Here is a 12608-nt window from a genome sequence, read left to right on the forward strand (position 1 = left end):
ATCAAGAAGCCACCAATCACAAAGTTGATCACAAACGCCGCCACTCGTTTGTGGTATGATGATGGTTTAAGCTGGTTCATTTATTTCTTCCGAACAAGTGATTCAATGATTTGTGGATAACATCCTGACCGAAACGGTCAGAGGCAAATCTTTTCTAGGTAAATACGCCTAATCCCAATTATTAATCATCCCTTTTGGAGTGATATCTAAACGTTTAGATATCATTCTATGATCAAAATACCAAAAAACGTCCTGAACCTATTCCAGGACAAACTCGAACAGGAGCAGATCCCCGAAAGACAAAGGCCATTCTACGAGATGTGGCTCAGGTTCTATCTCGATTTCTGCGACAGGAACGACTGTCCGGAAAAGGCCCCCAACAGCGTCGACCTCTTCGTTATCAATCTAGAAAGCAGAGGAAAGGGCCAGTTCCAGCAGCGCCAGGCAGCCAGGGCGGTGAAAATCTTCCAGGCTCTAAGTGAACAGGTCCCCCCTTCCCTTTGGGACCAGACGATCGAACATCTGGAGCGCAAGATCGCCACTCTGCAATATTCAGGCAAAACTCTGTCGACCTACAGGCACTGGGTTCGCGCATTCAGAGACTATCTCGAGGAAAAGGATCCCGGTTCGGTAACCGCTGCCGACGCAGCCAAATTCTTCACTCATCTCGCCGTCGACCGGAAGGTAGTAGCAGCCACACAGAACCAAGCATTCAATTCCCTGCTCTTCCTGTTCGCGAAGGTCTGGGATCGACCATTCAAAGGCTTTGACGGAGTGGTCAGAGCGAAGAGATCAAACTATATCCCAACGGTATTATCCAGAAAAGAGGTGGATCTCGTTCTGGACAAGGCCAGCCATCCAATGGGCCTTATCATGCGGATGATGTACGGGTGCGGGCTCAGGCTATCGGAATCGGTAAACATAAGGATAAACAACCTGTGCTTCGAGACCGGCTTGCTTACGATCCGAAACGGCAAGGGAAACAAGGACAGGACGGTACCCTTACCGCGATCAATAACCGACGAGCTCCGGAAACAGATTCGCAGAGTGGAGGCGCTACACGTCAAGGATCTTGAAAGCGGATACGACGGAGCGTTCATGCCTACCGCGATGTCCCGCAAGTTCAGGAGCGCTTCCAAGCAATTGGGTTGGCAGTGGCTCTTCCCGGCCCGGCAGCTGACCCACGTGCCCACCTCCGGCGAGACGCGACGCTACCACGCTCACGAATCGAAGGTAAGCGCCGCGATTCGGCAAGCCGCGCTCGAAGCGGGCATGCACAAGCGCGTAACAGCCCACACCTTCCGGCATACCTACGCCACTCATCTGCTTCAAGCCAACTACGACATACGCACGATCCAAAGGCTACTAGGCCACAGCGACGTCAAGACGACCATGATCTACACTCACATCGTCGACTCTGGAACCGTCAAGGAGCCCAAGAGTCCTCTGGATTTCTGACTTTAACAAATGACGGTGGCGGAGATCAGCTTCGCCACCCAAGAAAAGCTCTGATTCGGGCTAGTTGATCCGTAAACAATCGAGAATACCGCCTCCCTCGCCTCTCGAGCGCCAGCGAAGCTGTCACGCGAGCGGCATCCCTGCAGTCCGGCTTCGCCCGTACAAGCTGACATTATGCCCAATTCGCTCACGCTGCGCTCACCCTCGCTCGACGCGGCAGCGTCTTCGGCTCGGTCGCGAACTTGACATAATGTGGGATTGTACGCTTCCGGGCCGGTCGGCTCAAATTCGAGGCGTACAAAGAAACCTCCGCAAACGTATCTACGATACAGATACATGAGTCGACGGGCCTGCCGTAACCCAACTCGTCAATAGGAGGACGGATTCGCGAGACGGGTCCTTCATGCCCGCCTTCGGCAGGCAATCGGACGCCACTAACCCTGTTTTTTGAACGAGTCGGGTTTACTCAGTGACGCGAACAAGTCGCGGCGCGGCCTGGCTCCGCAGGCTTCAAGAGCCTGAAGCTTCAAATAACTATGACACTTCAAGACATTTGCGACCTCCATGCCAAGGCGGTCCTTTCCGACGCTCCCGCATCCTGGGAGGAAACGCTCCACAATCTGGTCAAGCTGCCGCAGTCCGACCTCGACAAGGAAATAGCCCAAGCCATACGCATGACCTGCTACCTTCAGTTGGAACGCTGGCAGGAGCTGGAAACCTTCTCGAGATGCCTTATAAGTCGCTTCGGTTTCGATCACAGGGAAGCGCAGGTAGGATACTGCATCTCCCAGATCTACCAAAAGAAGTACGAAGAGCTCCTCGGCTATATCGACTCGCTGATCTCGCGCTGGCCAAATGAGCCCAGGTTCATATTTTTCCGAAGTCGAGCCAGATTCGAGTCAGGTGACGCAGAGGGAGCCGACGACGACGCCCGCAGGTACAGCGCGTTGGATCCTCACTGCGCATGGGTTCTATACTTCCTGGAGCTTGAGAACCGGATGCACGCGCGAAGAAGCCAGCCGTAGATCAGGCCGCGATCTTGATCCTTCTGATTACCTTATGGGGAACGTTGCAGTGAATCGACGTATAGCGGAACCCGTTCGCCAAAACCGTAGTCTGCTCCCGCTCCTCGAGGAAGACGGCCCATTCCTCGCGAAATTCGTCGATGAAGCTCACAAGCTCGACACGTCTTACCAACACGGTCCGGCGCGTATCCAGATACACCCACATCACGTAGTCGGCCTCGCCCGAGTACCCTTTCCTGTCCGCTTCCTTAACGGAGTAAAGTTCGATAGGGATGGTGTCCCGTCGGAACCGTCGAGGATCCCTCGATAGCAGCTTCAAGTCGATTCCTACCTTTCCGCCCGGAAGGGTCAGGACGACGTCCACACCTCTACGGTCAAGTTCCGGAGCCGCGAGCTCCAACTGCCGAGCATCGGGAAAGTAAGGCCTCAAAAGGTCCTGCAGAGGTAGTTTCGCCGAATCTTCAAGCGACTTCCTGAGACGTTTCTCGAACGGGATCGCGGTCTTCATTCTTCCCCTATCGGACGCGCGATAGCGACTGTCCAGAGAAAAACATATCCAGTTCATCGATACGCATCCCCCTGCATCTATCTGCACGTCGTTTCATTTCCTCCGGATTCGCGAAGGAAGCGCTCACGGCGCTGAAACGACTCCCCTGTCCACCAAACAAAACCTCAACCTAGCAATCCTATGATCACAAGCATCAGCCTACAGAAACTCAAAAAGGCTATCGACATCGTCGACCACATATCCACCAAGACGAACCTAAACAGGCAAAGCGTCTCCTTCCATCACGGAGTCTTCACGTTCCCCCAACTGGGCAAGCGACGAATCTACGTTTCGCGATCGCTCCAGTGGTTCAAATACCAGGGAAATCTCGAACACTACAACGTCATCGAATTCGAAATGATGTCGGAAGGGCTGAACTTCTGGCAGGCCGCCCACAAGCTCGCCGAGGAGTACGACATCGAGCTGACTTACACTTGGTCCGCCAGGCTCGAGGACTACTGCTCCGCAGAGGCCCGAAGATCGAGAAAAGCGAAACGGCAGTTTCGAAATAGTCATGGCTCACGACAAAGATAAGCTGGTCGACGCCCGAGGGCTTCTCGAAACGATCTTCCATCCGAATTCCCGCCCTTCCTTGCGCTGGCTCCGCCAGCTGCAGGCGGACGGCAAGATCCCCTACTACAAGGTCGGGAACCTCGTCTTCTACGACGCCAGCGAGGTACGTGACACGCTTCATCGGCTACAGCGAAAACCGACCTGATCGCTCAACGAGCCCATGCCCTGAAGGCATGGGCTTTTTTCAATTCGAACCCCTAAAGAAACGGAAATCATCTCACACTATGAAATTTGACCAAGCAGCGCTGAACTACCGCATCGCATCGGCCTGCGACTCACCCAAGGCATTTGCTGACGCTCTAGCCGCGCTCGAACAGGTACCGCCCTCATCCGACTACGAGGAAGAACTGCTCTGCATGAAAATGGACTGCCTCATCCGCCTGCGCCGCTGGACAAAGCTGATAGAGCTTACTTCGGCTCTAATCAAGAAAGACAAAGTCGCCGATCCAAACGTCTGGATCGGACTCATCACAGGGCTCGCTTCCTCGCTCCAACATGGCAAAGCGCTGGAGAGCGCGGACAAAGCGCTTTCCGTATGGCCGGATGATCCACACTTCATCGTATTCAAGGCGCGTATACAGGCGTTGCGCGAGGAATGGGATCAGGTGGACAGTCTTCTGGTCCAATACCACGAACTGGACGCCTACAAAGACGCTTACACGGAGCAATTGGCGAGCACCGTTCGAATCGAATGGATTCATAACCTCTTCGACTGCGGCCCCTCGAACAACTAGCACAACCGAGGCTGGGCAAACTCTATTGCCCAGCCTTTTCATTTCCCCGAGCGCTTTCTTTTTCTTCTTTCGCCAGCTTTCTTCTTTTTCTTTTCCCAGCATCCCCCCGAGCGCATTTTCAATCTCCAAACTACCCATAATCAATTCCTCAACCACCCATATCCCCTGAGGTATTCAGTTCAATTGGACAAACAGAGCTTCAGCAAAACGGAACACACCCGAATCACCTAGTTTTTAGATGAAGGAACTTTCCAGCACGCCCACCAATCCCCTGCTACAGATCCCCAACCCAAAGGAAATTGAAACGAGAGAGATCCTTAAAGAGTGCATCGAAGCGAGAGCTTCTCTCGCTTACCTGAGCCGGGTCTACGATTCCTTCAAGCCTCAGAAAGTCCTCTTTGAGAACCTCGCTACAATCGAAACACTATCGGTTTTAACAAAATCAAAGGCTTTCGAAACTGCTAGATTTGATGTGGTTGCTGAACTCAAGAAGCTCTATGTGGGCCAGAACTCAAGAAGCAAACTGAGGGACATTCATCTCTTCCTACAGTCCAGCCACCAAAGTACTTGGGTGAAAAAACCAAGCGTTATCGAGCTTTATGAAGAAGCAGCAAAGACTGTAATGCTAAGTGAACAAGACGAGGTGTTCACAGCAATGGAAGATCTAATCGATCCAAACAATGCTCACTTTAAGAACGTGAGCGCCTGGGTGGATTTCGAGCTGTCATTTAGGGAAGACCATTTGGATCCATTAATTAACCAAGCGATCAGTCACGTATCCTTTCGAAAACTCAATCACTACAAGGGCAATGCCGAATTAATCGGCAGCCTAGCCGATCCTCTCACAATGAAGCTCCGAAAGCTACTTTCCTACCCATGCCTGACATTACACCATTACTTCTTTGAGAACAAAGACGAATACGAGGCTTACCTCTCCGAGTTCAGGCAGCAAGGTCACTGGCGCCAATGGGTCAGCTTCTACTGCTCGGCAACATCGGACAGAGCTCAAAAGATAACCAGATGGTCAGATCAGCTAGTCAACCTGTATTCAAGAACCGCTCATCAGATTTCTAGACTCATCCCCGCGAACAAAGCGAAAGACATTACCGAACTAATCTTCACGCGTCCCTTTTGCCAACGGAACGATGTCGAACTCTGCCCCAATATTGCAGACAACGAAACCCTAGCAAGACACCTCAAACGCCTAGTAGAGCACGGCATCCTAGAACAAGAAAAGCACAGCTACACCGTAGTATACCGCAACCGAGCGCTAGTTGACCTCATCCTTGAAGCGATCGAGTAGACTCTAGAATCAATCGCTGACCAACGAACAGGGCCGCCCAATACAGCCCTTGGATAGCGAGCCCCCAGGGGCGTAACCGAACTGTAGAAATGCATCTCGCTTGACAGCTCCGCTAGCACCCGAGATGCGTGTCAACTATCCTCAAAGTCCAAGAATCCCCCAAACAGCCAGCAGCTAACGAACGCAATCCCATAGCCTTCAACGTCTTCCCTTCAGGCTTGGAACCGGAGCAAACTGAGTAGCAATAGGTATACCAAAGATTCCTAACGAGAATGCGTTATTGAAGCTCACGTTTGTAACAAAAATCGGCCAGTTCGTGGACGTGAATAACAACTGGATGCCCTCGTATTAGCGGGAAGAAGTTGTTACTCCAGCGAACATCCGCATCATCTTTCAGACAAGAAGGAAATTGAGACAAATGAGAAGGTGAAGTCCCTTCATTATTCTTAACCTATCGCTATGAAACTAAATACGATTCAGCCAAAAAACCGCGTACATAGAGATTGTCATGGTGTTTGGGATTCTGAGAACCTTTTCGATTTCGAGATGCTAACAATAGTCGTCGCCAACGACGAGGAACGGGAGATTTTCTTCCCGTTTGGCTATACGGGAAAACTTTTCTTCAAGTTCGCGGAACTGCACGAATGAAGCAGTACTCGAAGAAGGTCCGAGAACTTTCCGAGGACGAACGTTTCGCGGGAGTTTTAAGGGATGCGAGCTTTGGAGCTTTTAGCGTTGGTCCAGCCAGGTTTGGTAGGCCTGGACTAGGCGGGCTATAGTCTCGCGACAAAAGGATCCTCGAAGTTTATTGATCTTTCCCTCTGGAGGACTGAGGCGTGTATCCGAATCGATGAGACCGCTTGATTTTTGTGTTCAGTTTCTAGATACTTGGCTTGTGCGGTCCAGTCTAAGTTGTTCACAAGGGGGGCGAGAACTCCGAAGGAGGAAATTCGCCGCAGCCCCCTTGTGAGTAAGTTTAACCTGCCATAAGTGCAGGCAGCACGAGTCGTGATCCCGAGATGCGAGGAGATCGTTATTGCATTTTTATTAAACCAGTAATGGACATACTTAAAGGCACGTCCTAAAATGCGTCTTTGCGTAGCGCCAAAAGAGTTCCGGCTGCAATGCCTTCAAGGCTTGGTGCGCAAATGTGAGCACGTCCATCGAACTGTGCATCACCAACAGCAAGACATTTCATGTTTCCTGCTATCGCAGCCGCAACACCTGCTTTCGCGTCCTCGACCACCAGACACTCTTCGGGTGCAATGTCTAGCTTTCTTGCAGCAAGCAGGAATACCTCCGGATCTGGCTTGGAGTTCTTTATTTGATTTCCATCTGCAATGGCATCGAAAGTGTCTGCCATCCCTATGCGAGCGAGAATCGTGGGAGCGTTGCGACTACTAGACCCTATCGCTACTTTGATGTTAGCTGTTTTGAGTCCGTCAATCAGTTCCCTTGCACCAGCTAATATATCAACCCTAGAAAGGTTGCTTAACGAATCGCTGTAATAACCATTCTTTTTAGTCGCCAAATCAATTTTTTCTTCCTCACTGAAATGACGATCTGCTTTTTCAAGTATGATATCGACACATTCCATGCGACTCACACCACGAAGGCGATTATTGATATCACGATTAAATTCAACACCCGCCTCATCTGACATTCGCTGCCAAGCCTTGTAGTGAAATTCATCCGTAGACACGATGACGCCGTCCAAATCAAAGATTACTGCCTTTATATTCATAATTGTTTGTTCGTTAAAGGAATTTTCAGATTTTAGGAATCAGGTGTAAGTAGCCTGGCGAGCGAGATTAAGCCCGTCTGTTCTGTCTTTTGGTTTCGCACCACTGGCTCCTTCCTCGACTGGGTTTTGTATTCCAGTTTGATCCCGGTGGGTATTGGGCAATGGAATACATATGCCATCCGAAGTAACGGAATAGAGTTCGGAGAAAACAGAGATTTTAATAAAGCCAGTGCCCTCAAGCTTGAAAGAAACAGTCTCTGTATTGATTTTGACAGATAGAACGGCATCGTCTTCCACGTGAATTTTAAATCCGAAGCCATTCCAACTCGCAGGAAGTGTTGGACAAAATGACAGTATATCACCGTCAGTTTTCATCCCACCAAAACCATAAACTAAATTCATCCACGCACCGGCCATACTCGTCACGTGCAATCCTTCACATGTGTTGTTATTGTAATCATCCAGGTCGAGTCGAGAAGAGTAACGGGCATACTCATAAGCTTTTTTATGGCGACCCAAGCGAGCTGAGAGGATACTATGTATCGCTGGAGATAATGAAGATTCGTGTGAACACCGTGGTTCGTAGTAGTCCAAGTTTTTCTCTAGAGCTTCTTCCGAGTATTCGCTACCAAATAGAAAAAAGAATAATAAGACATCGGGTTGCTTGATTAGGTCGAAACGGAAAAGGTCTACATATGGCCATTTTTTCTGAACCGGAAACTGATCATCGGGAATATCCAGATAGTCGATATGTGGCATATTGAAGAACCCCTCATGCTGTTCAAAGATACCGGAGGATTCATCCAACATGGTATCCATATTCTCAGCCTTTTTTTTCCAATCCGACAACTCCGCTTCTTGAAGTTTCGTTTTGGCTTTGATTGCAGAAAGGGCTTCGGGGGCTTCTTTAGATAATTCATCCAACACCTCCAACGCCCATTCAAAACTCTTTTTAGCTAATATATTGGTATAGGCGTTATTATTAACCATAGTGTGCATTTCATCAGGCCCCATAACACCCCAATAACCGAATTTTCCGGTGCGTTGTCCCCACCCTCCCCTGGAAGCGTAAAACCGCGCCACTTCGATCAAAATTTCCGCACCGTGATCCCTGAGAAATTCTTTGTCTCCTGTGATATGGACATATTTCCAAATACCGTAGGCAATGGCTGCGGAAACATGGATTTCCAGGTCTCCATGTTGCCAGACATCGCAAATTTCATCACCGTCGATAGTACACATGGGATAACGGGCCCCTTCCAAATGGAGTTCCCTGGCACGTTTTTGGGCACCCGGTAGCGTATGGTGGCGATAGGTCACTAAGTTTTTGGCGGCCCGGCGATTATTGAAAAGATAGAACGGCAAACAGTATGTCTCCGTATCCCACCAGGTAACCCCCCAATAGTGCTCACCCGTAAGCCCCTTTGCTCCTATATTATGCCTAGGATCTTCACCACGATAGGTCTGGAGCAGGTGGAATATGCAAAATCGAAAACCTTGTTGGTTCTCATCATCGCCTTCAATTGTAACATCAACCTGCTTCCACACGCTCTCCCAGTAGGAGCGTTGATTTTTTAAAGCACTTTCCCAAGTCGTATTCTTTTCAGCTTTCAACTTGAGGAAACCCGAAGTCCAAACTGTATCATCACTCAGATCCGAATCTTTTTCACTGTGGTTGGCGGCGATTCGAGTGATCGTTTCAACTTTATTCGGTTCCAACTCCATTTTGACAGTTGCTCCAACCAATCGGTCAAGATGGAAAGTGGAAGTCTCGACATCGCGGGAAGTTTTTAAGTGAAGAGATGAAAACACCCGATGACCGCTTGATGAGGTTCTGCCAAGAGAAGCAGCATGGGTTGATGATGCTTCGTGTTTTAACAAAGACCATGGCTGCGATTGGCGGAGATTATAGGTGACACCAAAATCAAGCCCGACGTCGATCTCCACTACACCGGTAAAATTAATGGCTTCTAGCGATATTTGCTGCACGCCAAGATGTGACGTGTGCATCGAAAGCATCCGTTCAAACTTGATCCTTATGGATTTTCCTGACGCTGAATCCCAAACAAAGGACCGTTCGACGATTCCTGTGCGCATATCTACTTTTCGACTAAAATCGCGAAATGAGATCTTTGCTAAATCAAGCAACTCATCGTCGAGTCGAATGCGCGTATATAACCAATCGACGCTATTGACCATATAAGTCCAGCCATCAGCAAACCCCTTAAATTTGGTAGAATAGATGTGCTCCCCACTCTCATAAATACCATTGAAGAAGCTTCCTTGTGTTGTTTGGCCAGAATAGCCTTCTTCGAATGAACCTCTAACCCCCATAAATTCATTAGCCAGCGCGAAGATGGATTCACTCACTTCCGAGCGTTCTTCATTGAACCCCCTCTCTTCTACGACCCAGGGTGCTATCTCCAAATACCTATGTGCTGTTTTCGCCATAACATTATACTTTAATAAGTTATAGCTACAGCATAGATCCGTTGCTAAAAATGAGCCTTAACAATACAAACAACGATTAGCACGATACCGTGTTGGCACTATGAACACATTGGAACTTCGTGACTATTTACCTGGTTTGTATTTCGTAGGTACTGAAATATGGTTCACCATCATTTTGCGGGGAAAGCGTGTTTGATCTTCAGGAAAGAGAATTCGGTGTCCCGATACCCGTAGGCCATTCTCTTGATTGCCTTTATCTTGTTGTTCATCCCCTTCAGCACGCTGGTGTTGAGCGGATTCTTCGCCGACGCTAGGATGCCTCAGCAGGCAGGGCCACAGCTCTTAGAGCTGTTCCTTCAGCACGTAGACAGTCGCCAAAGGCAGGTCGGCCTCTATGAGCGTTTCAAGTTTAGCCCTTTGCTTGCGGTTTAAGTTGTTTCAGTTCCTGAGCAGAAGCCAACGGCTTCGTTTCACCGCCCCGGTACGCCGGCTTGTCGGATCGCAACGCGTCGGCGAGCACCGTTGCGTAACGATGCCCCTTGTGCAGGGCGAACTCGTCGATGACCAGGCGGCGAACCTCGCTCCAGAAGACCGAAGTCAACATGCGTATCAGCCTTGTCTATGCGTTTGACCGTGTTCCACGAGTGAATACATCCCTGACAGGAAGCAGCTCGCAAAGCTCCTCAACGTAGCAAACCAGCTGCGGCGAAGCCGCAGTCTGCCAATCCTCGAGAGGATCGAGTCAATGTTCGAATCCGACGCCGACCGCTACCTCGCCAAAACCGGCATGGCCGACGCGGTACGCTACGCCTGGGGGCAATGGAGGAAGCTTCGCGAAGATCTTCGAGCATGGCGAAGCCTGGATCGATAACAACCTCGCCGAACAGACCATACGCCCGACCGAGCTGGGGATGAAGAACTGGCTGTTCGCCGGCAGCCCCAAAGCTGGTAAGACGGCCGCCATGACCTACACGATCCTGGAGTGCTGCCGCCGCTGCGGAGTGGAGCCGACAACCTACCTTGAGGACGTGCTTGAAAAGCTGCCTAAAATGATGGAAAGCGAAACTAACCAACTCACGCCCGCGAGCACAAAGAAGAACCAAGTCAATCGGCACTTGGACAGACGCTCGCCTACGGATATCTTTCCTAAATAGGGTTTCTAGGAAAACTACTCAACCACCTTACGCATAGCATCCCTAAGCTCTGCAACGACTTCAGGGTCATGAGGAGCTAGATTTCTGACCTCACTGGGGTCCTCTGCCAGGTCGTACAATTCCCAGTTGTCAGTATCACCGTTAGTCTGGACGATCTTCAAGTTGCCCTTACGAAACGAATAGAAACCTTTATAACCACCAAATAAATACTCTCTCTCGGGGGAAGGCTCACCAAGGAATGCAGATTTCATACTGACTCCAGCAAGAGGACTTGTGGGAACGCCATCGACCGACTCCGGGTACTCAGCCCCAGCTAACTCCATTAAGGTGGGAGCCAAGTCTACTACAGAAAATGGAGAGTCTTCGATACGGCCCCGATCAATGACCCCCGGCCAAGAAGCAATACAATGCGTTTGCATACCTCCTTGATGGCCGAATTGCTTGAAGTAGCGATATGGGGTATTTCCCAATGCAGCCCACGGCGCTGAAAGCGAACGATATCCTTCCGCCGGCCCAGGCGGCATCGCCATATCGCGATTAAAATCATAGGGACAGGCTCCATTATCAGAGAAAAAGAGAACAAGAGTATTTTCCGCTTCTCCAGAATCTTCCAAGTACTTCAAAAGACGCCCTATATTCCGGTCCATCCTCTCAACCATAGCTGCGAAGACCGCCATCTCTAGACTGTAAGCATCTTTCTCTTCTATGCTTAACGCGTTCCAAGGGCGATAATAAGAGGCCTTGATGCGTTCGGTAACATAATTATCCACGGCAGGAGGCTGACGAGCAATGTTTATATTGTTACTAGGGGAGCTAAGCACAGCCCCTTCTTTTAACACACCCAGATCGAGCTGCTTTTGAAAGCGCTGCTCACGAATCACATCCCAGCCAGCGCGATATACATCACGATAAATCGCGATATCCTCAGGAGTAGCCTGGAGGGGAAAATGTGCCGCGTGATAAGCAAGATAGAGAAAAAAGGGCTGGTCCGAGTCGTCCCTCTCTCGAAGAAAACGTAAGACATAATCAGTCGTCGCATCAGTCTTGTGAAACGGCTTTGAGGTTTGTAGTTCCAAAACGTCCAGTTCCTCACCATCGACCTCAAAGATGGCGCGCTTGTCGCCTCTATCATATTGAGGGAAGCCACCATCGTCACGGAGCATGAAAGGCGAGAAAGGACTTAGAAACCAACGATCAAAGCTATTCTTAGCGTAGACGCGCTCCGGAACCCACCTCATTAGATGTTCTTTTCCAGCAAAAAAGGTGCGATAACCTGCGTCTCGCAATAGCTGAGGAAAGCCAACAGCTCCCGAACCCTCCCGATACAAACCAGTCATGATTGCCGAGCGAGTAGGATCACATTTTGAAAGGTTGTTAAAATCTGCGAATCGCATCCCCTGGCTGGCCAACCTGTCGAGATTCGGCGTGTTGATCTCTGCACCATAAGCACCGATATCCGAGAATCCAATGTCATCACCAACGATGATTACAATGTTCGGGCGCTCGCCTGAAGCGGATAAACTAAACGCTAGGACTCCCCCAAGAGCTAGCAGTAACAAGAGATAAGAGTTCTTCATAAATCTAAACATTCAGAAAAATCACAGTTGAAGCATACTGCT

15 protein-coding genes and 1 pseudogene are annotated in these 12608 nt (G+C 49.9%); 9 read left to right on the plus strand and 7 right to left on the minus strand.

From position 1 onward, the window contains the following. The first annotated feature begins 228 nt into the window (after positions 1-228). Entirely contained in the window at positions 229-1458 is a 1230-nt protein-coding gene (locus JIN87_RS10005; protein ID WP_200355419.1) for an integron integrase, read from the plus strand. Between the two features lie 2 nt (positions 1459-1460). Here the strand turns inward: JIN87_RS10005 and JIN87_RS10010 are convergent, their stop codons facing one another. Then, positions 1461-1796, minus strand: a complete 336-nt coding sequence (locus tag JIN87_RS10010) for a hypothetical protein (RefSeq protein WP_200355420.1) — start codon at positions 1794-1796, stop codon at positions 1461-1463. A gap of 198 nt (positions 1797-1994) precedes the next feature. On the opposite strand from JIN87_RS10010, the gene JIN87_RS10015 reads away from it, so the two are divergent. After that, positions 1995-2483, plus strand: a complete 489-nt coding sequence (locus JIN87_RS10015; protein WP_200355421.1) for a tetratricopeptide repeat protein — start codon at positions 1995-1997, stop codon at positions 2481-2483. Position 2484: 1 nt separating this feature from the next. On the opposite strand, the gene JIN87_RS10020 is transcribed toward JIN87_RS10015, so the two are convergent. Beyond that, a complete protein-coding gene (locus tag JIN87_RS10020; RefSeq protein ID WP_200355422.1) occupies positions 2485-2991 on the minus strand; it encodes a hypothetical protein in 507 nt (168 codons plus the stop codon). A gap of 180 nt (positions 2992-3171) precedes the next feature. Here JIN87_RS10020 and JIN87_RS10025 point away from each other — a divergent pair, with 180 nt between their 5' ends. The 5 genes from JIN87_RS10025 to JIN87_RS10045 all read left to right on the plus strand — a co-directional run bounded on the left by JIN87_RS10025 (position 3172) and on the right by JIN87_RS10045 (position 6288). Beyond that, positions 3172-3564, plus strand: a complete 393-nt coding sequence (locus tag JIN87_RS10025; protein ID WP_200355423.1) for a CHC2 zinc finger domain-containing protein — start codon at positions 3172-3174, stop codon at positions 3562-3564. Next, positions 3545-3748: a hypothetical protein gene (locus JIN87_RS10030; protein WP_200355424.1), complete on the plus strand. Its 204-nt coding sequence runs from the start codon at positions 3545-3547 to the stop codon at positions 3746-3748. Before JIN87_RS10025 ends, JIN87_RS10030 begins: the two co-directional genes overlap by 20 nt. 79 nt (positions 3749-3827) lie before the next feature. Then, entirely contained in the window at positions 3828-4337 is a 510-nt protein-coding gene (locus JIN87_RS10035; protein WP_200355425.1) for a tetratricopeptide repeat protein, read from the plus strand. Positions 4338-4575: 238 nt separating this feature from the next. Then, the gene (locus JIN87_RS10040; RefSeq protein WP_200355426.1) at positions 4576-5640 is read left to right on the plus strand and encodes a Fic family protein; all 1065 of its coding nucleotides are present in this window, start codon (positions 4576-4578) and stop codon (positions 5638-5640) included. Between the two features lie 459 nt (positions 5641-6099). Continuing rightward, the gene (locus tag JIN87_RS10045; protein WP_200355427.1) at positions 6100-6288 is read left to right on the plus strand and encodes a hypothetical protein; all 189 of its coding nucleotides are present in this window, start codon (positions 6100-6102) and stop codon (positions 6286-6288) included. A gap of 433 nt (positions 6289-6721) precedes the next feature. Here JIN87_RS10045 and pgmB read toward each other — a convergent pair whose 3' ends face one another. From pgmB to JIN87_RS29050, 4 genes and pseudogenes are all read right to left on the minus strand, one after another. Further along, complete coding sequence (pgmB, locus tag JIN87_RS10050; protein ID WP_200355428.1) at positions 6722-7384, minus strand: beta-phosphoglucomutase; 663 nt, start codon at positions 7382-7384, stop codon at positions 6722-6724. Between the two features lie 39 nt (positions 7385-7423). Next, the gene (locus JIN87_RS10055; RefSeq protein WP_200355429.1) at positions 7424-9835 is read right to left on the minus strand and encodes a glycoside hydrolase family 65 protein; all 2412 of its coding nucleotides are present in this window, start codon (positions 9833-9835) and stop codon (positions 7424-7426) included. A gap of 170 nt (positions 9836-10005) precedes the next feature. Then, positions 10006-10155 (minus strand): annotated as a pseudogene (locus JIN87_RS29045) (transposase); the annotation flags it as partial. Positions 10156-10244: 89 nt separating this feature from the next. After that, positions 10245-10439 (minus strand): hypothetical protein, encoded by a 195-nt coding sequence (locus JIN87_RS29050; protein ID WP_200355431.1) that lies wholly within the window; start codon positions 10437-10439, stop codon positions 10245-10247. A 141-nt stretch (positions 10440-10580) separates the two neighbouring features. On the opposite strand from JIN87_RS29050, the gene JIN87_RS28560 reads away from it, so the two are divergent. After that, a complete protein-coding gene (locus JIN87_RS28560; RefSeq protein ID WP_267909378.1) occupies positions 10581-10706 on the plus strand; it encodes a hypothetical protein in 126 nt (41 codons plus the stop codon). A 40-nt stretch (positions 10707-10746) separates the two neighbouring features. Then, positions 10747-10989 (plus strand): transposase domain-containing protein, encoded by a 243-nt coding sequence (locus tag JIN87_RS10070; RefSeq protein ID WP_200355432.1) that lies wholly within the window; start codon positions 10747-10749, stop codon positions 10987-10989. Positions 10990-11003: 14 nt separating this feature from the next. On the opposite strand, the gene JIN87_RS10075 is transcribed toward JIN87_RS10070, so the two are convergent. Continuing rightward, positions 11004-12566, minus strand: a complete 1563-nt coding sequence (locus JIN87_RS10075; RefSeq protein WP_200355433.1) for an arylsulfatase — start codon at positions 12564-12566, stop codon at positions 11004-11006. Positions 12567-12608 lie beyond the last annotated feature (42 nt).

The organism is Pelagicoccus mobilis (assembly GCF_016595505.1).
Classification (GTDB): domain Bacteria; phylum Verrucomicrobiota; class Verrucomicrobiia; order Opitutales; family Opitutaceae; genus Pelagicoccus; species Pelagicoccus mobilis.

What these genes read in the sequence shown, in the direction of transcription:
- JIN87_RS28560 (WP_267909378.1), top strand. Translation starts at nt 10,581, where the DNA reads ATGTTCGAATCCGACGCCGACCGCTACCTCGCCAAAACCGGCATGGCC.
- JIN87_RS10015 (WP_200355421.1), top strand. Translation starts at nt 1,995, where the DNA reads ATGACACTTCAAGACATTTGCGACCTCCATGCCAAGGCGGTCCTTTCC.
- JIN87_RS10035 (WP_200355425.1), top strand. Translation starts at nt 3,828, where the DNA reads ATGAAATTTGACCAAGCAGCGCTGAACTACCGCATCGCATCGGCCTGC.
- JIN87_RS10045 (WP_200355427.1), top strand. Translation starts at nt 6,100, where the DNA reads ATGAAACTAAATACGATTCAGCCAAAAAACCGCGTACATAGAGATTGT.
- JIN87_RS29050 (WP_200355431.1), bottom strand. Translation starts at nt 10,439, where the DNA reads ATGTTGACTTCGGTCTTCTGGAGCGAGGTTCGCCGCCTGGTCATCGAC.
- JIN87_RS10030 (WP_200355424.1), top strand. Translation starts at nt 3,545, where the DNA reads ATGGCTCACGACAAAGATAAGCTGGTCGACGCCCGAGGGCTTCTCGAA.
- JIN87_RS10020 (WP_200355422.1), bottom strand. Translation starts at nt 2,991, where the DNA reads ATGAAGACCGCGATCCCGTTCGAGAAACGTCTCAGGAAGTCGCTTGAA.
- pgmB (WP_200355428.1), bottom strand. Translation starts at nt 7,384, where the DNA reads ATGAATATAAAGGCAGTAATCTTTGATTTGGACGGCGTCATCGTGTCT.
- JIN87_RS10005 (WP_200355419.1), top strand. Translation starts at nt 229, where the DNA reads ATGATCAAAATACCAAAAAACGTCCTGAACCTATTCCAGGACAAACTC.
- JIN87_RS10055 (WP_200355429.1), bottom strand. Translation starts at nt 9,835, where the DNA reads ATGGCGAAAACAGCACATAGGTATTTGGAGATAGCACCCTGGGTCGTA.
- JIN87_RS10075 (WP_200355433.1), bottom strand. Translation starts at nt 12,566, where the DNA reads ATGAAGAACTCTTATCTCTTGTTACTGCTAGCTCTTGGGGGAGTCCTA.
- JIN87_RS10010 (WP_200355420.1), bottom strand. Translation starts at nt 1,796, where the DNA reads ATGTATCTGTATCGTAGATACGTTTGCGGAGGTTTCTTTGTACGCCTC.
- JIN87_RS10070 (WP_200355432.1), top strand. Translation starts at nt 10,747, where the DNA reads ATGAAGAACTGGCTGTTCGCCGGCAGCCCCAAAGCTGGTAAGACGGCC.
- JIN87_RS10040 (WP_200355426.1), top strand. Translation starts at nt 4,576, where the DNA reads ATGAAGGAACTTTCCAGCACGCCCACCAATCCCCTGCTACAGATCCCC.
- JIN87_RS10025 (WP_200355423.1), top strand. Translation starts at nt 3,172, where the DNA reads ATGATCACAAGCATCAGCCTACAGAAACTCAAAAAGGCTATCGACATC.